The following is a 17,768-nucleotide window of genomic DNA, read 5'->3' as shown; positions in this document are numbered from 1 at the left end:
GGGAGTTCAGTCCGCGACGGCAGGTTCCGGCGTCTCCGCCGTTAGTTCCCGGAGATACCCCTGGAGATACGCGCCCAGGAACATCCCCGCGATGCCGTACAGAATGATCACGTTCCCGATACCCAGGCTGGCGTACGCCGCTCCCGGGCAGATCCCGGACAGGCCCCAGCCGACACCGAAGATTCCGCCCCCGAGGATGACGTTTCTGTCCATCGACTTCAACCGCCGCCGGTACGGGTCGCCGGTAAGCGGCGCGCGCCTTCCGGAGCGGACCAGCCCGAACACGGAGATCCCGACGACGACCGCCGCCCCGCCCATGACGAAAAGGAGCCCGAGATCCCGAAACTGCAGGAACTCGAGGACGATCTCCGGCCGTGCCATCCGACTCACTGAAAGCCCCGCGCCGAAGATAACGCCCCCGAGGAAGACGGTGGGGAGAAACAGCGGATGCTGGTCGCGACCGCCGTCGGTTTCCCCGGAGCTTCCCTCTTCGGCGGTCGGACTCACGGCCGCACCCCCATCGCGAACACCAGTTGCGCGACGCCGATCGCGACGAGCATGAACACGGCGACGTTGAGGATCGACGTCCGGGAGCCGGAGCCGACTCCACAGACCCCATGTCCCGACGTACAGCCCTTCCCGAGGCGGGTCCCGACGCCGATGAGGATTCCCCCGACGAACAGCCGCCACGGCTGGACGTCGGTCAGCCAGCCGAACTCGCCGGCGACGACGGAGTAGCCCGCCGCGCCCGCGACGATCCCGAGTGTGAACACTACCCGCCAGTCACGGGAGCCGACGAACCGCGGCTGCTGGAACCGCCGGAGCCGGGAGGCGTACGACAGCGTCGATTCGAGGAACGTGCTCGCGCCCGCCGGGATCGCCGTCGCAGCGTAGATGACGACAGTTCCCAGCCCGATGAGCAGTCCGCCGAGGAGGTAGTGTTCCCACCCGCGGGGGAACAGCTCGGAGCCGAGAAGTCCGATCCCCAGCTCCCCCAGTTGTACGGTCGATTCGATCATCGTTTCCCGTCAGTGAGGGACCGACGTTCAAAAGTTACACGTCCAGCGCACCGGTTGCCGCCGTCGACGACGCGTCATTCGTCGGTCCGTTCGCGATACAGTTCGCGAAACACCAGCGTCGGAAACAGCGGTTCGATCCGGCTGGGGGGTCGTCCCCGGCTTCCGGACGCTTCCGCCGGCTCTCGGTCCAGGATGCCTTCCTCGGCGAGTTCGTACAGCATCCGCCGGACGGTTCCCGCAGAGAGTTCGATCCCGGAAGACGTGGCGAGCGCGTCGGTCGCTTTAGTCACCGACGTCCGGTCGTTACGGGGGAGGTCGACCAGCGCGGCGAGCACGCGTTGCCAGTTCTTCGGTAACGAGAGCACCCGCCCGAGCGCGATACACGGGCAGGGAACGGCGTCGATGCCGGCGTCGAGATCGGACGGTCGGATCGTGTCGGTACCGTTCCGTTCCGCGAGGACAGCACCGCCGAACACCGCCGCCAGGGCGTCGTGTGCGTCGCCCTCGGCCCAGACGGCGAGTTCCCGGAGCTGTTCGTGGGTCACCGCGTTTCGGGAGAGTCCGGCGGACGTGCGGTCGGTGAGGACGTCGACCATCGCGTGACGCCGGAACGCCGGAACCTCGACGACCTGGTCCGGCTCGGTCGAGTACACGTCGGGGGAGTCCCGACCGATACCGATCCAGACGAACGTACCCTCCACGGTGGCGAGCGTTTCCGCGACCGACGTGAGGTCGTGTGTGCGCGGTTCCCCGACGTGATCGACCGCGACGACGACGCCATCGCGGCCGTCGATCTCCCGGGAGATCTGCTCCCGGATCCGTCCGGTGCTCACTCCCTGGGTGGGTGCGGGACGATCGAGCAGTCCGTTCAGCACGGCCGCAAGCAGGGCGAACTCGCTGTCCGCATCGCGTGCGTCGACGTACACGAACGGTGGCGTCTTCGGACGCTCGGTTCTCGTCGTCGTGTGGATGCCACGGTGTTGTTCCCGCGAGACGCCGGCGAGGAGATCGAAGGTGGCTTTCACAAGCGCGGTTTTGCCGGCTCCTTTCGGCCCCCAGACGTACGTCGACGGGGGAAGCGCCCCCGAAAATGCCGGCTCGAGTGCGTCCAGAATCCGCTCGAGTGAAGCCTCGCGTGCGACAGGCTCCGGTGGATGAGACACCGGACTGACCGCGGCGTAGTCCCGGACGAGCTGCCGGCTCCGGTTCCGCCGTAGCCGTCTGGTAATTCGTTCCTCGAGGTTCATCTGTCGGATGGATGTCGGCGTGTAGCCGTGTTCGATCTCACTCGTCCGGCTCGATCGCCCAGCCTTTCGCACGGTCGACTGCTTCCTTCCAGCGGTCGTACCGCCGTTCGATATCGCGTCTGTCACCGCCCGGTTCGAAGGTCCTGTCGATCCGCCAGTTCTCCCGGAGCTCGTCGAGGTCCTCCCAGTATCCGACCGCGAGGCCGGCCGCGTACGCCGCCCCCAGCGCGGTCGTCTCGTCGACTTCCGGTCTGACGATCTCCGTGTCGACGATGTCGGCCTGGATCCCACACAGGAAGTTGTTCTTCACCGCGCCGCCGTCGACGCGAAGCTGTTCCGGCTTGACGTCGGCGTCGGCGGCCATCGCCTCGGCGACGTCTCGCGTCTGGTAGGCAATCGACTCGAGGGTCGCCCGCACGAGATGTTCCCTCCGGGTGCCGCGGGTCATGCCGACGATCGTTCCCCGCGCACGCTGATCCCAGTGGGGCGCACCGAGGCCCGTAAACGCCGGAACCAGATACACTCCGTCGGTCGATTCGACTGATCGTGCGAGTTCCTCGGTCTGGGCCGGATCCTCGATCAGATCGACGTCCTCCAGCCACTCGATCGCCGCGCCGGTGATGAAAATCGACCCCTCGAGGGCGTACTGGATCGGCTCGCCCGAACGCTGGAACGCCACCGTCGTGAGCAGGCCGTGTTCGGAGTCGACTGCCTTTTCGCCGGTGTTCATCAGGAAGAAACTCCCAGTACCGTAGGTGTTTTTCGCCTCGCCGGGGGTGAAACACGTCTGTCCGAACAGCGCCGCCTGCTGGTCGCCCAGCGCGCCCGCGACGGATACCTCCGCGCCGAGAAAGCCGTCCGGATCAGTCGTCCCGTAGGTCTCCTCGTCGGAGGAGGGCCGAACTTCCGGGAGCATCTCGCGGGGCAGCGAAAACTCCGCGAGCAGCTCGTCGTCCCACTCCCCAGAGCGGATGTCGTACAGCATCGTCCGGGAGGCGTTCGTCACGTCGGTCACGTGCTCTCCCGTGAGGTTCCAGATCAGCCACGTGTCGATCGTCCCGAACAGGATCTCGCCGTTTTCGGCCCGTTCGCGGACGTCCTCGTGGCGTGCGGGTTCCACCTCGATCGGGTCGGCGTTCTCCAGCAGCCACTCCGCTTTCGTCGCCGAAAAGTACGCATCGGGCTCTAGTCCCGTCTTCGTTCGGATCTTTTCTTCCCAACCGTTTTCGCGCAACTGTTCGACCCGTTCCGTGGTCCGTCGGTCCTGCCAGACGATCGCGTCGTGGATCGGCCTCCCGGTCTCCCGCTCCCACAAAAGCGTCGTCTCCCGCTGGTTGGTCACTCCGATCGCTGCCAGTTCATCCGGCGCAACGGACGCCTTCGAGAGCGCACGCTCGATGACCGCCCGTGTGTTCTTCCAGATCTCTTCGGGATCGTGTTCGACCCAGCCCGGGGAGGGGTACAGCTGCTCGTGTTTCCGGTACGCGTTTCCGACGACCGTGCCGTCGTGGTCGAACAGCATGAACCGCGTCCCGGTCGTCCCCTGATCGATCGCTCCGACGTATCGTTGCATGGTTCGTTACGCTCGGTGAAGCGTCATCGATAACTGTCGTGGAACGGGGCCATAATCTTTCCCCTGACGCGGGTCACCACGGGGAGACCGCGCTGCAGGGTCGTTGAAACGAGATATCGTTATCGACGCTCCGGAATCGGAGATAACATAAAGTGCGTGCGGACGAACGTCGAAACGGAAATGACCCAATCAGCCGACGTGATCGTCGTCGGCGGCGGATCGACTGGCTGCGGGATCGTCAGGGATCTGGCGATGCGCGGGCTGGACGCCGTCCTCGTCGAGAAGGGGACCCTCACCCACGGGACGACCGGGCGGATGCACGGACTGCTCCACAGCGGAGGTCGCTACGCGGTGTCGGACCGCAAGAGTGCCCGGGAGTGTATGGCCGAAAACAGGATTCTGCGGGAGATCGCCGGACACTGTATCGAAGACACCGGCGGGCTGTTCGTAAAGCGGCCCGAGGACAGCGAGGAGTACTTCGAAGAGAAACTCGAGGGATGCAAAGCGTGTGACATCCCGGCGGAAGTCATCTCACGCGAGGAGGCCCGACGTCGAGAGCCGTATCTCGCGGGCGACGTCGACAAAGCAATCACCGTTCCCGACGCGGCGATCGATCCCTTCCGGCTCTGTGTGGCCAACGCTGCGGATGCGGAGAACCACGGCGCCCGGATCGAAACCCATGCAGAGGTCGTCGACGTACTCGTCGAGGGCGGCGAGGTCGTCGGCGTGGAAGTCGAACACGACTCGGGGCCGGGGAAACGAGTCCACCGGACGCCCGGGACGACCGAACGCATCGAGGCGGACCACGTTGTGAACGCGACCGGGGCCTGGGCCGGACGGATCGGGGATCTCGCTGGGGTCGACATCGAGGTCAGACCGTCGAAGGGCGTGATGACGGTGATGAACGTGCGGCAGGTCGACACCGTGATCAACCGGTGTCGACCCAAAGGCGACGCCGACATCGTCGTCCCCCACGAGACTGCGTGCATCCTCGGCACCACCGACGAGGAGGTCGAGGATCCCGAGGAGTATCCCGAAGAGCAGTGGGAAGTCGACCTGATGATCGACACGCTCGCGGAACTGCTCCCGGTCCTCCGGGAGTCTAGAACGCTGCGGTCGTTCTGGGGCGTGCGACCGCTTTATGAGCCCCCCGGAACGGGAACGGACGATCCGACCGATATTACGAGGGACTACTTCCTGTTGGATCACGACGACCGCGACGACCTTCCCGGACTGACGACCGTCGTGGGGGGCAAGCTCACCACCTACCGCCTGATGGCCGAGGACGTCGCCGACCACGTCTGCGATCGCCTGGGTGTCGACGCCGACTGCGAAACCGCCGATCACCCCCTCCCCGGATCCGAGGAGCCCGACGCCCTCGAGAGATACATGAACCAGTTCGGGCTCCGGTCGCCGGTGAGCCGACGGAGTGTCCAACGGCTCGGATCGCGATCGCCCGACGTGCTCGACACCGACGGGCCGAACCCGGTGATCTGCGAATGTGAGGCGGTCACTCGCGCGGAACTCCAGGACGCGATCGCGCAGGCAGGATCCGACTTGAACGGCGTCCGCCTCCGAACCCGGGCCTCGATGGGGAACTGTCAGGGCGGCTTCTGCAGCCATCGAATGGCGGCAGAACTGTATCCGGAGTACGGGGAGGCGATCGCCCGGGAGGCGCGCGAGGAGTTGTACCGCGAGCGATTCAAGGGCGTCAGACACTCTCTGTGGGGCGAACAGCTATCGCAGGCGATGCTCACGCACATGCTCCACGCGACGACGATGAACCACGACTGTGATCCCGCTGGTCGGCGGGACGTACGGAAAGAAGAGATCGACTTCGACGCGTTCGACCCGGGAACCGAACGCGGCACGTCGGGAGGGAGTCATGGGGCTTGAAAGCGACGTGCTCGTGATCGGCGGCGGACTCGCGGGGACGACCGCGGCGATCTCGGCCGCCCGGGAGGGTGCAGACGTCAGGCTCGTCTCCCACAAAAAAAGCACTCTCCGACAGTCATCCGGGCTCGTCGACGCACTCGGATACGTCCCGAAACGCGAGGATGGCGAGTCCGATCTCGGTTCCGGTTCCGGTTCTGGTTCCGGGTCTGGATCCGAGCGAGCTTCCGAGTCCACGCTCCGCGGCCCGGTAGTGAATCCGTACGACGCGATCGAAGACCTTCCCGAGGAACACCCCTACTCGATCGTCGGCTCCGAGGCCGTCGCCGAGGGGTTCGCGCTGTTCGACGAGCTCGTCGGCGACGCCTACCGGGGGGGACACACCGACAGCAACGCGCTCGTACCGACGTTCGGCGGGACGGTCAAACCGACCGCGCGCTACCCGGCGGCGACGGCGGCCGGCGTCGCCAGCGACGAGCGCCCGATGTTCGTCGTCGGGTTCCGGTCGCTTTCGGAGTACGACGCGGGCGCGCTCGCCGACGGGCTGTCGGCGTCCGGCGTCCCGTTCCCGGTGGCGGGCGCGGAGGTCAAGTTCGCCGAGGCGTTCCGGGACGACGCGAAGATCACCCGCTTTGCCAGGGCGCTCGACGACGACGAGCCGATCGACGGTGTTCCGGCCCGAAAAGCGCTGACGACGGCAGTCGAACCGCAGCTGGCGGAGTTCGCCGATTCGGTGGCTGACGCGTCCGACATCCGGGTCGGATTTCCGGCGTTTCTGGGCGAGGACCGTGCCGACCAAATCCGGGAGGAACTCGGAGATCGTCTCGGTGCGGAGGTGTTCGAGATCCCGATGGGGCCGCCGAGCCTTCCGGGTCTCAGGCTCGAGGACCTGTTGCTCGAGCAACTGGACGCGGCGGGAGTCAGCTTCGAGACGGGTGTAAGAGCCGTCGATCGAACGGTCGGCACGGACGGCGCCGTCGAGACCGTCGTGGTCGATCGGAACGGAACGGGGGTCCCCTACGCCGCCGACGCCGTCGTTCTCGCGACGGGTGGGCTGATCGGAAAGGGATTACAGTCGGATCGAAAACGCGTGACGGAACCCGTCTTCGACTGTCCGGTCGCCCATCCGGCGGATCGATACGACTGGTTCCTCGACGACGCGTTCGGCGACCACCCCTTCGCCAGGTTCGGCCTCGCGACGGACAATCGGCTTCGACCCGTCGATCCGTCCGGCGACGGCGAGCCGGAGTATCCGAACCTGTTTGCCGCCGGCGCGGTGCTCGGCGGTGCCGACGTCGCTCGGGAGAAGTCGGCAAGCGGCGTCTCGCTGGCCACCGGCGTCGTCGCCGGGAGGGGTGCCGCCGCGGTTGCAAACGACACCACACTGGAGGCAAACCGATGAGCAACCACCAGCCACCGTGCGACGACGACGCGGTCGAACCGATCGAGGTGTTCCCCGAACGGGAACTGGACCTCAGGGCGGGCGCCGACGCCTGCTACAAGTGCACCACCTGCGAGACGTCGTGTCCGGTCGCAGCGGTCGACGACGAGTTCCCGGGGCCGAAGTTCCAGGGGCCCGAACAGTGGCGTCTCAAGCGAAAGGAGGACGCGGACATCGACGACTCGATCCTCTCGTGTTCGAACTGCCTCCGCTGTGATAGTGCCTGTCCCTCGGAGGTACCGCTGGCCCAGATGCACAACGAGGCCAGGGGCGAATACGTCGACGAACAGATGAACAAGTTATCCCGGGAGTACCTCAGAAACCGGATCCTGGCGAACTACGGCCTCCTGGCTAAAGTCGGTAGCAAGGTCCCGAGATTGGTCAACTTCGTGATGGGACTGAGCGTGACCCGGAAGCTCAACGAGAAACTGCTCGGGCTTCCGAGCGAGCGGGAGTTCCCCGCGTTCGCGACGCAGACGTTCCGGGAGTGGTGGCGCGAGCGCGGCGGTGCGCAGGTCGAAAGCGACGACAAACGGGTGGCGTACTTCCACGGCTGTTACTCCAACTACAATACGCCGGAGGTCGGCAAGGCGATGGTCCGGGTGTTCGAGGAGTTCGGCTACGAGGTGCTCGTCCCCGAACAGCGGTGTTCGGGCACGCCGATGTTCGCAAACGGGATGCTCTCGGACGCACGGCGGGCCGCCGAAACGAACGTCGAATCACTCGCGGCGGCGATCGACGACGACGCCGACATCGTCGCTTCGTGTACCTCGTGTTCGCTCTCGTTGCGCAAGGAGTATCCCGAACTGTTCGACATCGATCGAATCGACGACGTCTCCGAGCACACCTACGAGGCGCTCGAGTATCTCCGGATCCACGAGGATCTGGAGTCGGCAGTAACCGACGCCGAGGTCGACCATCCCGCGCTGGCGTATCACGCGCCCTGTCACGCCCGAAACCAGGGGCTCGACCGACAGGCGGTCGAACTGTTCCGCGAGGTCGACGGCGTCGCGATCGAGGACGTCGGCGACTCCTGTTCGGGGATCTCGGGTACGTACGGCTGGAAAGCCGAGAAGTACGAGGCGTCGATGGCGATGGGCGAGGAGATGTTCCACCACATGGAGCAGTCCGACGGCGAGGTCGGGATGACCGAGTGTCCGACCTGCGCGATGCAGATGGAACACGGGACCGGCTACGAGATCAAACATCCTCTGCAGGTGCTCGAGGCAGCGGTCGTATCGGAGTGACACGGTTCGGTCCGGGAGACCGGTTCCATCCGGGAGACCGGTTCCATCCGGGAACTGTTGGCCTGATTCGAACCCCTATCCTCTTATTCGGTGACCTGTGAGGGCGGGGTATGTTCGGGGACGTCTCCGACCGCCTGGTGGACGACGGGGCGATGCGCGGCTACGGGGCCGCGGTGACCCCGGGGCGTCGGGGACCGATCGCGTTCGTCTGTGGGTACGACGGTAACAATCGGCTGTATCAGCCGGCGGCCGGTTCCGACGGCGGAGACGATCTGGTCGACGTCGCGTGTGGGATCGTCGCCGATTCGGGGCGTCACGCCATTGGCGTCGCGGCGGCCGATCTCGACGCCGACGGCTGTGAGGAGCTGTACGTTCACAACACCGACACGTTCGGAGGGGTGACCGCCGACGGGGACCTGCTTCTGGATCGGGCGGCTGCCGACCGCGACGTCTGGCGGGACGTGTTCGCCCTCGAGGTGAACGAGGGCCGGGAGAACTTCCGCTCGGGTCGGTCGGTCGCCGCGATCGACCGGTTCGGAACCGGACAGTACGGCGTGGCGATCGCCTGCTACGGAAGCGAACTCAGGTACTACGAACTCGGCGAGGACGGGGAGCTCACCGACATGGCACCCGCGCTCGGCGTCGACGTCACCTGTGGGGGGCGGTCGGTGTGTGCCGGGCCGCTCGTCTCCGACGGAATGGACCTGTATCTCGGGGTCGATGGGGGTCCGAACCGCCTGTTCGAAAACGGTGGCGGGAACTTCTCGGAGGTCGACTCCGCCGCCGAACTCGCGGATCCGGACGGGAACACGCGGGGGCTCGCACTCGTCGGGGCCACGGATCTTCCCGACGGCGAAGAGCCCACTCGGTCGTCTATGCCTGCGGCCGCGGGGGCGTTCGAACTCGCGGTCGGCAACTGGGAGGGCCCCGGCCGGATCTTTCGGCCGGGGAAATCGGGGTTCGAAGACGTGGCCCCGTCGGAGTTTGCCCGTCCAGCCTCCACGCGGACGCTGATCGCGGCCGACTTCGACAACGACGGACACGTGGAACTGTTTCAGAACTGTCTGGGCGAAGCGAACGCGCTGTTCCGTCGGCGACTCGACGGCTGGACGGAACTCGATCCGGGGGACGCGCTCGAGCCGACGGGGTTCGGGACTGGGGCGGTCGTCGCCGATTTCGACGACGACGGCACACTGGAGTTGCTCATCGTCCACGGCGAAGTCGCCGCCCAGCCACCCAGCCTCTATGCGGTGGAAAACGACAACGACTGGCTCCGGGTGGCACCCACGACGGCTCACGGAGCGCCCGCACGCGGTGCCGTCGTCGAACTCGAAACGGACGAAACCCGGAAACGACGTCTCGTCGACGCAGGCTCCAGCTATCTCTGTCAGTCGGAACCAGTCGCACATTTCGGACTGGGCGGGGAGACCCCCCGACGACTGCGTGTGTGGTGGCCCGGCGGATACGAGACGACGGTCGACTCGCCCGAGACGTGTCGCGAACTCGTCGTCGAGCATCCGCGACGTCGATAGTGGATCGACGGGCAGCGATCGATGGCCGAATACTAGGTAATTATATTTACTATTACTCAAAAGTATAGTATTAGATATGTATAGTATTACATGTCTGTTTAATTGTCGAATGGTGGTCACGTTTAGTCTAACTCTGTTTTGATTTCCTCAACATACGGGGAGCTGCCGCCACAGTTACATCGAACTGATCTCGACAGCCCTCTCGAGCGTTTGATGATGGCGATACGGTTCTGGAGTTCATAACATTGGATATATCCCCGATATTGGGGTTATTTCTGTAATTATTGGAGGTCATCGAGTTTATCTAGTATCTTTTGTTGTGCAGAGAACGGCGACGAGACCGCTATAGAATCACCTGATAAGGCTCGATCGACGAACTGGACACTGCTCGACCTTTCCGAGTGGGCAACGATTATCTATCGTGGATGTACTCTCAGTAGACAGAAATCCCTAATATATCAATATCAATGTTATTATTCAAATAAGATAATTATGGCGAACTGATGTCGGTAATGAACTGATCTCGATGATTTCGGTATTTTCTCTCCGTGTATTCCTGTTATTGACTCCCGGCAGGTTCCGTGATCTCCGGGAACGTAAACAGCAGGCCGAGAATTCCCTGGAACGCGAAGATGACCATCGCGACGCCGAAGGCGACGGTGTATCCCTGTAGATCGATTATTGGACCGATGATAAACGGGAGTCCGACAAAGCCCCCCACATTCATCAGACTCGTCATCAAGCCGGAGGCTGCACCCACGTGCTGGGATTCGACGGGATCGGACTCCAGTCGGGGGAGCCAGGTCGGCACCTCCATGATGATCGGGAGGGCACCCCCAGCGAGATAGCCCGCGATCGCGGTGCCGACGAACAGCACAGTCACGTTCCCCGTGAGCCAGACCGGGAACATCACGACACCGAACCCGACGGAGGCGACGACCAACATCGTCTTGCGACGGTCCCGTCTGGTGGCGAACCCGGGGATCGTCAACGCCCCGAGGACGCTCGCGTAGGTGATCAGCGACGCGATCTGACCGCCGGTCGCAGTCGGGATGTCGTACAGCTCGAAAAGCCCAACCGGAAGCTCCCCCTGTATCGCCACCATTCCTGTGAGTCCCGCAAACAGCGCGAACGACGCGATCCACGTGTTCCTGCTTTTCACTGCCCGTTGTATCCCTTCGATCATGGGCGTTTTCGGGAGCTCGTCTCCGGGTGGGGAATCGCGCACGATCGCAAAGAAGGCGATGGCCAACACCAGAACGACACCCCCCAGCAGGAGGTTCCCGGTCGACCAGCCGGGAAGGAACGGCGCGATGATCAGTCCAGTCGAGAGGCCGCCCATCAGGCCGGTGTTGTAGATTCCCGTCGCCAATCCGGTTTCGTCGGGCGGGAACCAGACGCTCACCAGTTTCGGGAGGTTCGGCATCGTCAGTCCCATCCCCACCCCGACGAGCAACATCGGAGTCAGAAGGCTCCAGAAGCCGCCGACCTGTGAGCGAAGGAGGAAGCCGACGCCCGCGATTCCGAGACCGAGCGTTGCAGCCCGTCGGAGTCCGATCCTGTCGGCGATGATCCCGCCCGGGATCGCCAGTATCCCTGCAACGAGAAAGGGAAGCGTCAACGCGGTTCGAAACTGTGCGGCCGTAACGCCGTACAGTTCCAGGATGTCCGGCTGCAAGGTTGGCATTACGTACCACGCCATGGCCACGGCGAAGAATCCTCCCCAGGCTATTCCGAGAATCGCCCATCGTTTCGTCGGATACGCTGAATCGTTCATGGTTGTGATTTCGACGACGGGAGCTAAACACACGCCAACGGAACCCACTCGCGTCAGGGCATGGTGGTTCGAGGCCAGCTCCCAGCTGCTATCCGAACGTGTGACCTCGTCGCCTTTAGCGATTGTGATGCGATACGGGTGTCGAAGTCAGCGAGTACATTCGCTCACGTGTTTGCGGCTATCGCGTCCCTCGCCCCTGCGTACGGGCAGTCGGGCAGTTTCGAACAACCCTCACAAGAGACGAGCCCAGGTGCCTGTTCGATGTCGGGACCGAACCCGATCACACAGCTCACTGTTTTGTTCGGTTCGACCTGTCCGGCGTCGGTCAACCGCACGCCGATCTCCTCACAGGGTAGTGAGTCGAACACGTATCGGCGGTTTTCCAACGGCCAGTTTTCAATGCCGGATCCCGGGGCGAACAGTCGGGTCGTGTTGTATCCCCGCTCGTTCGCCTCGTCCCTGAACCGCTGCCCGACGACGGCAGAAAGCCGCTGAACTGCAACGTTTTCGATCGCGTCCCGCACGAAGTCGTCGAACATCCCTTCGGCGTGCTCGTTCCCGTATTCTAGCTCCCCTGGAGTCACGACGATGTTGCCGACGAATTCCGCTTTCGTAACCGGAGCCGGCGGCGAATACGCGTGAATTCCGGAGGTCTCCGTGGGCACTCCTCTGTAGATCGCCCGGGGGTTCAGTTCCCGTTCGACCTCCGGACGGATCCGTTCGACCGCCGCTTCGAGTTGGTCTCTCGAGTTCCGGGATTTCCGCCACTTCGAAAGCGGTGGTGTTGCCAGGATGTCTTCGAGGGAAAAGTCGATCCCCACCTCCCGAAGGATCGTCACCTCCTCGATTACCAGTCCCATGTGTTCTTACAGGTCCGCTCCCCCTATACAACTATCGACCGACCAAGAGCGCGGGAATGGATTTGGCGGTTCCTCCGTCGCCTGCTGTATCAACCACTCTCGGAAGCGAACCGCTCGCGATACGCGCTCTTGACGTTCGGAACGATCCCCTGACGGAAATTGAGATACAGGACGATCAGTAGTGTTCCGAAGATGACGAGCCTCCACTGGGGATACGACGCGAGTATTTCCTCTATGCTGACCACCGCTATCGCACCGATGACTGGTCCGGACAGCGTTCGCATCCCGCCCAGAGTCAACATGATCAACACGAGTACGTCAATACTCAAAAACGAGAACGTCCCGGGGGAGATGTATCCGGCCCAAAACGCGTAAACCGCGCCGGCGAATCCAATCATTAGAGATCCGACAGTTCCGGCGATGACCTTGTACCTGACAACGTCGACGCCAGTTGCCTCCGCGGCGAGCTCTTCTTGTCTTATCGTTTCGAACGCAAGTCCGTATCGGGAGTCGATCATCCGTGCGTACACGACGAGGAATCCGATCAGAACGGCGACAAACAGATAGTAAAACTGTATATCACTCTGTATGCCGACTCCCTGAACGGGCATTCCGACGCTACCGCCGGTCACCCCTCTCGCGCCCGTAAGAAGCTCCATGATGGTCAATTGGAGAGCGAGAGTAAATATCGCGATCAGGATGACGGTGAACTTCCGCTTTGCGGCAACGTAGCTGACCGTCCCGCCGATCATCCCGGCGATTGCGACCCCCAGCGGGAGCGTTATCCACGGCGTCGTTCCAACGGAGTTCGCTGCGATAACGGTTGTGTATGCACCCATCCCTGCGAGCCCGCCGACGAAGAGGAACAGCTGATCGGTATGGCCAAAAACGATGTTCAACGCGACGGTAAACAGTGCGAAGACGACGATGATCGTAAATACTCGCAGGAGGTATCCACTGGCGGCGAAAAGCGGTAAGACGGCGAAGAACGCGAGAATGATCCCTATTTCGGGTAGCCGACCGTTCCCTCTATCGTTCGTGAACTCCCGTACGTAGTCGATCACACTCATAGTGTGTCCTCCTTTCTGATCGCGATCGTCAACATGACTGCCAGGAACAGGGCGATCATCGCAACGTAGCTACCGATGAAATAGTTCGCGTAAGTGAACACCACTCCCAGGCCGATACCGGACATGATCGTTCCTCGGACGTCTCGTACGCCGCCGACGATTGACACAAGGAGCGCAAACACGGTCAGTTCGAACGCCGCCGCGACCGAGATCTCGGTCCCGATTCCGTAGAGGATCCCGGCTATTGCGGCCAACATTCCGCTCAATATGAAAATAACTGTTCTCATTCTCCGCACGTCAACGCCACACAGATACGCTCCTGTCTCGTCGGAGGCGATCGTTCGGGCTGCATTCCCCGAATACGTGTAATTCAGATAGATGAATAGAAGTGAGATAACGATCACACCGACGGCGATGTTCAGGATGCTCGCGCCGAGTATCGTCACACTACCGACGTCGATGCTCGAAATCCCCCCGGGAAGCGAGAAACTGCCCGGATACCGTTGGAACATCAACCCTTCGAGCGCGAGAAGGATACCGACAGTGACGAAGATCGCCACCATGATCCGCTCTTCCCCTTCCGATCGATAGACGCTGCTCAAAATGACCTGATCGATCGCGTAACTCAACACCGCAAGCGCGACGATGCCGATCACGACCGCGGGGACGACGTGGACGCCGATATTGGTCATCTCGAACACCACCGCCGCGCCGACCACTGCTAACACGCCCTGAGACAGATTTAGTACCTCCCCCAGTCCGAACACCAGTGTGATCCCGGCGCCGAGGAGCGCCCACAGCATCCCCCTCCCGATTCCATCGATCGTTATCTCGATCAGCGTCGTGAGCAGTTCCATAGTCGTGTCCTACCGATTGTGTTCCCGCCGTCCTCACGTCGTTTCGACCACGGGGCCGCCCTACTCCCACTCATCGGGATCCAGCGGTTCGAATGTGTCCGTCTCGAAGAGGGATTCCACGTAGAAGTCGCCGTCTGGATAGTACGGTGGGGAGTCGAGGTTGAACTCTAGCACCTGAAGTTTGGACTCCGTTAGCTCACCCCACTCGTTGTATTCGAGCGGATACGCGAGCAGCGAATCGAAACGGATATCGCTGATGGCGTCGCGAACTGCCTGTGGATCCGCTTCACCGGCGTCTTCGATGGCCTCCGCGACGAGTTGAGCCGTGACGTATCCGAACGTGGTGAACGGATCGAAGAACTCGCCGGTTTCTTCGAAGTATTGCTGGGCCACGTCTACATACTCGTCCGTCGTCGGATCGACCATGTGGATCTGGGTGATTCCTCTGTCGATGTCGTCTCCGAGGGCGTCATAAAAGATCGGCAACGGATCCCCGGGACCCGACGTGGCGTCCGGATCGAGTCCGACCTCCCACATCTGGGGAATGATCGTGAAGATGCCGACTGGGTGACCGCCGAGGTCCATGTACTCGATATCGTCCGGCAATGCCCGGAGCTGGCTGGAAAAGTCGTCCGCGCCGGCCGGAGCCAGTTCGACTTGCGTGTTCAGCCCGTCGATCGACTTCACGAACTCTTCGATTCCTTCCTGATACGAGTGGCCGTAGGAGTAATCAGCCACGATCGCGGCGTAGTTATCTGCGCCGATATGTTCTACGAATTCGCCGGTAGCTCTCGCGTAGTACGGTGCCGGCAGTGCCCCGACTCGGAACGTGTACCGGGTCTCCTTGTCCAGTAGACGGGGTGATGCCCCCTGGATCGGGAGGAACGGAACCTGCTGTGCTTCCGTTTCGTGTCTCACCCGGATGGAGACGTCGCTCAACACGGGCCCAGTTACCGCCACGGCCCCTTCGTCCATTTGCCGGAGTGCCGTCGTTGCGGCGGTTTCGGGATCGGATTCGTTGTCCTCCGTCGCTATCCGGAGATCTCGCCCGAGGACTCCACCGTCGTCGTTGATTTGCTGGGCCGCGTATTCGAGTCCATCCCGGATGTAGGGGCCGTACGACGACATCGGTCCGGACAACGCTGCGGTGTTTCCAATCAATACATCGTCCGAATCTTCCCCCACACATCCTGCCAAGGAAGCCGTGCCGAGCGCTGAAACTCCACCGATAGCTTTCATATATGCCCGTCGGCTGTGTGAGTAGCTACTACTCCCCATGTATGGGCCACTATACCAATTTATTATAAATGTTTGGCTATGGAACAGGCACGGGACCAGGATTTGGAACGCTGCTCGGCTCTCACGTTGGTTATTTGACTTATTTTCGGGGAGTTACGCCGAATCAGTAGACGGCTGGTTGATCTTGTGGTGGGGAGAAAACGCGCCGTTCCGGTCGACCTTCTTGCCGAGTTATAGATCTACCCGACAATTTATATATCGATAGTCGAAACGAGCGATCATGCTGACTGCTACAGGTGTTACCAAAGAGTTCGGCGGCTTGACTGCCGTCGACAACGTCGATCTCGCGATCGACGAGGGGGAGATCGTTGGGCTGATCGGTCCGAACGGTGCGGGGAAAACCACTCTCTTCCACACTTTGACGGGAGTTCATCTCCCTAATGCAGGCTCGATACAGTTTCAGGGTGAGGAGTTGGTCGGCAAGAAACCCAACCAGATCGCCAAGCTCGGTATCGCTCGTACCTTCCAGACTCCCCAGACGTTCAACGAGTTGTCCGTCCTCGACAACGTCACAGCCGGAGCGATCTTTGGGCGACAGGAATCGCTGTCCCGAAGCGAGGCCGAGCAGATCGCACGCGAGTGTCTGGAATTCGTCGACATCGAGGCCACAGAGGACGAACACGCCGGGAGTCTTACTCTCGCCGATCGAAAGTTTCTCGAACTGGCGAGAGGGTTAGCCTCCGACCCGAAGCTTATTCTCGTCGACGAGATCGGGAGCGGCCTGACGCCGACTGAACTCTTCGAAATGGCCGACTCGCTGGTCCGCATTCGAGACGAGCTCGGAATCTCTGTTTTCTGGATCGAGCACGTTATGGACGCGATCATGGGATCGACAGATCGGATCGTCGTGCTGAATCAGGGGCAGAAAATTGCCGAGGGAACTCCCGACGAGATCCAGCAGAATCAGCAGGTTGTGGAGGCGTACCTCGGTACCGAGGTGGAAGCATGACGGGAATCACCGTCGACGAACTCGACGTTCACTACGGTGACCTCCAGGTACTGTGGGACGTCTCACTCGAGATCCGCGAAGACGACTCGGTCGTCGCGATTGTCGGTCCGAACGGCACCGGGAAGTCGACGCTTCTCAAGACGATGTCGGGCCTCATTACGCCGACCGACGGTACGGTAGAAATTTTCGGAACCGACAGTCGTAACTTATCCCCCAGCGAGATCGTCGAACGCGGGTTCGTCCACGTCTCCGAGGAGCGGAACCTATTCGGCGACCTTTCCGTGTACGAGAACCTCAAAATGGGTGCCTACACCGAACGCGAAACCTTCGAAGAGACTCTCGAGGAAGTGTACGAGATGTTCCCGATACTCGAAGAGCGCAACGACCAGAAGGCGGGAACCCTCAGCGGCGGACAGCAGCAGATGGTCGCGATCGGCCGGGGATTGATGGCCAAACCGAAAGTGCTCGCACTTGACGAGCCGTCGGGAGGGCTCGCTCCCCAGCTGACGAACCGGGTGTTCGAGAAGGTCGACGAGATCAGCGACGACGTCACTGTCGTCTTGGTCGAACAGCACGTCGATCAGGCGCTCGATCTAGCGAATCGGGCGTATCTCTTGGAAAACGGTCGCATCGCGACGGAAGGGACCGGAAAGGAGCTGCTCGAAAGCGACCGCGTCAAAGAAAGTTATCTGAGCGGGTGATCGTCCGAACTCGCCTTCCTCGAGAATAGGCCCCTTCAGCGTGTTTTTCGTCGTCAGTCGGTCTTCCGGGAGGAGTCAGTACCTACGTCGTGGTCGGGGTCAGTCGGGTCGCGCTCTCGCCACGTTCCGCGCTGGTACCAGAGATAGGCGACGGTGATTATCTTTACTGCACCACACAAACTCTCCGAATACTCGCGGGGATCATCTGAAGGCATTCAGGTATTACATCGAGCTACTGTTGAATCTCGAGATACTGTCCCGAATCCAAGCGCCCACTGTCGGAACGCGACGAACGACACGGAG

15 protein-coding genes are annotated in these 17,768 nt (G+C 62.2%); 6 read left to right on the top strand and 9 right to left on the bottom strand.

Annotated elements, in window-relative coordinates; translation table 11 throughout:
- Window positions 1–6: 6 nt before the first annotated feature.
- From AArcCO_RS08765 to glpK, 4 genes are all read right to left on the bottom strand, one after another.
- Window positions 7–507 carry a DUF6691 family protein gene (locus tag AArcCO_RS08765; protein ID WP_259533045.1) on the bottom strand — a complete coding sequence of 167 codons (501 nt, stop codon included), beginning with the start codon at window positions 505–507 and terminating at the stop codon, window positions 7–9.
- Window positions 504–1,019, bottom strand: coding sequence for a YeeE/YedE family protein (locus tag AArcCO_RS08760; protein ID WP_259533044.1), 516 nt, complete (start codon window positions 1,017–1,019; stop codon window positions 504–506). Before AArcCO_RS08760 ends, AArcCO_RS08765 begins: the two co-directional genes overlap by 4 nt.
- A gap of 74 nt (window positions 1,020–1,093) precedes the next feature.
- Complete coding sequence (locus AArcCO_RS08755) at window positions 1,094–2,338, bottom strand: Cdc6/Cdc18 family protein (RefSeq protein WP_259533043.1); 1,245 nt, start codon at window positions 2,336–2,338, stop codon at window positions 1,094–1,096.
- Entirely contained in the window at window positions 2,304–3,839 is a 1,536-nt protein-coding gene (gene glpK, locus AArcCO_RS08750) for a glycerol kinase GlpK (protein ID WP_259533042.1), read from the bottom strand. Before glpK ends, AArcCO_RS08755 begins: the two co-directional genes overlap by 35 nt.
- Before the next feature lie 180 nt (window positions 3,840–4,019).
- Between glpK and glpA the strand changes: the two genes are divergently transcribed.
- The 4 genes from glpA (at window position 4,020) to AArcCO_RS08730 (ending at window position 9,952) form a co-directional block, all read left to right on the top strand.
- Window positions 4,020–5,735, top strand: coding sequence for an anaerobic glycerol-3-phosphate dehydrogenase subunit GlpA (gene glpA, locus AArcCO_RS08745; RefSeq protein ID WP_259533041.1), 1,716 nt, complete (start codon window positions 4,020–4,022; stop codon window positions 5,733–5,735).
- The gene (gene glpB, locus AArcCO_RS08740) at window positions 5,725–7,134 is read left to right on the top strand and encodes a glycerol-3-phosphate dehydrogenase subunit GlpB (protein ID WP_259533040.1); all 1,410 of its coding nucleotides are present in this window, start codon (window positions 5,725–5,727) and stop codon (window positions 7,132–7,134) included. Before glpA ends, glpB begins: the two co-directional genes overlap by 11 nt.
- On the top strand, window positions 7,131–8,420 hold the full coding sequence (locus AArcCO_RS08735; RefSeq protein ID WP_259533039.1) for an anaerobic glycerol-3-phosphate dehydrogenase subunit C: 1,290 nt from the start codon (window positions 7,131–7,133) through the stop codon (window positions 8,418–8,420). Before glpB ends, AArcCO_RS08735 begins: the two co-directional genes overlap by 4 nt.
- A gap of 110 nt (window positions 8,421–8,530) precedes the next feature.
- Window positions 8,531–9,952: a CRTAC1 family protein gene (locus AArcCO_RS08730; protein WP_259533038.1), complete on the top strand. Its 1,422-nt coding sequence runs from the start codon at window positions 8,531–8,533 to the stop codon at window positions 9,950–9,952.
- Window positions 9,953–10,511: 559 nt separating this feature from the next.
- Here the strand turns inward: AArcCO_RS08730 and AArcCO_RS08725 are convergent.
- The 5 genes from AArcCO_RS08725 to AArcCO_RS08705 all read right to left on the bottom strand — a co-directional run bounded on the left by AArcCO_RS08725 (window position 10,512) and on the right by AArcCO_RS08705 (window position 15,701).
- On the bottom strand, window positions 10,512–11,729 hold the full coding sequence (locus AArcCO_RS08725) for an MFS transporter (RefSeq protein ID WP_259533037.1): 1,218 nt from the start codon (window positions 11,727–11,729) through the stop codon (window positions 10,512–10,514).
- A 164-nt stretch (window positions 11,730–11,893) separates the two neighbouring features.
- On the bottom strand, window positions 11,894–12,589 hold the full coding sequence (locus AArcCO_RS08720; protein ID WP_259533036.1) for a hypothetical protein: 696 nt from the start codon (window positions 12,587–12,589) through the stop codon (window positions 11,894–11,896).
- A gap of 89 nt (window positions 12,590–12,678) precedes the next feature.
- Entirely contained in the window at window positions 12,679–13,659 is a 981-nt protein-coding gene (locus AArcCO_RS08715; protein WP_259533035.1) for a branched-chain amino acid ABC transporter permease, read from the bottom strand.
- A complete protein-coding gene (locus AArcCO_RS08710) occupies window positions 13,656–14,516 on the bottom strand; it encodes a branched-chain amino acid ABC transporter permease (RefSeq protein WP_259533034.1) in 861 nt (286 codons plus the stop codon). The genes AArcCO_RS08715 and AArcCO_RS08710 overlap by 4 nt, the downstream gene beginning before the upstream one ends.
- Before the next feature lie 60 nt (window positions 14,517–14,576).
- The gene (locus tag AArcCO_RS08705) at window positions 14,577–15,701 is read right to left on the bottom strand and encodes an ABC transporter substrate-binding protein (protein ID WP_259533033.1); all 1,125 of its coding nucleotides are present in this window, start codon (window positions 15,699–15,701) and stop codon (window positions 14,577–14,579) included.
- 334 nt (window positions 15,702–16,035) lie between these two features.
- On the opposite strand from AArcCO_RS08705, the gene AArcCO_RS08700 reads away from it, so the two are divergent.
- Both AArcCO_RS08700 and AArcCO_RS08695 read left to right on the top strand, forming a co-directional pair.
- Complete coding sequence (locus tag AArcCO_RS08700; protein ID WP_259533032.1) at window positions 16,036–16,764, top strand: ABC transporter ATP-binding protein; 729 nt, start codon at window positions 16,036–16,038, stop codon at window positions 16,762–16,764.
- On the top strand, window positions 16,761–17,465 hold the full coding sequence (locus AArcCO_RS08695; protein WP_259533031.1) for an ABC transporter ATP-binding protein: 705 nt from the start codon (window positions 16,761–16,763) through the stop codon (window positions 17,463–17,465). The genes AArcCO_RS08700 and AArcCO_RS08695 overlap by 4 nt, the downstream gene beginning before the upstream one ends.
- Window positions 17,466–17,768 lie beyond the last annotated feature (303 nt).

Origin of the sequence: Halalkaliarchaeum sp. AArc-CO (genome assembly GCF_024972735.1) — an archaeon.
Classification (GTDB): Archaea; Halobacteriota; Halobacteria; order Halobacteriales; family Haloferacaceae; genus Halalkaliarchaeum.
This window is presented reverse-complemented; position numbering and strand designations above follow the sequence as displayed.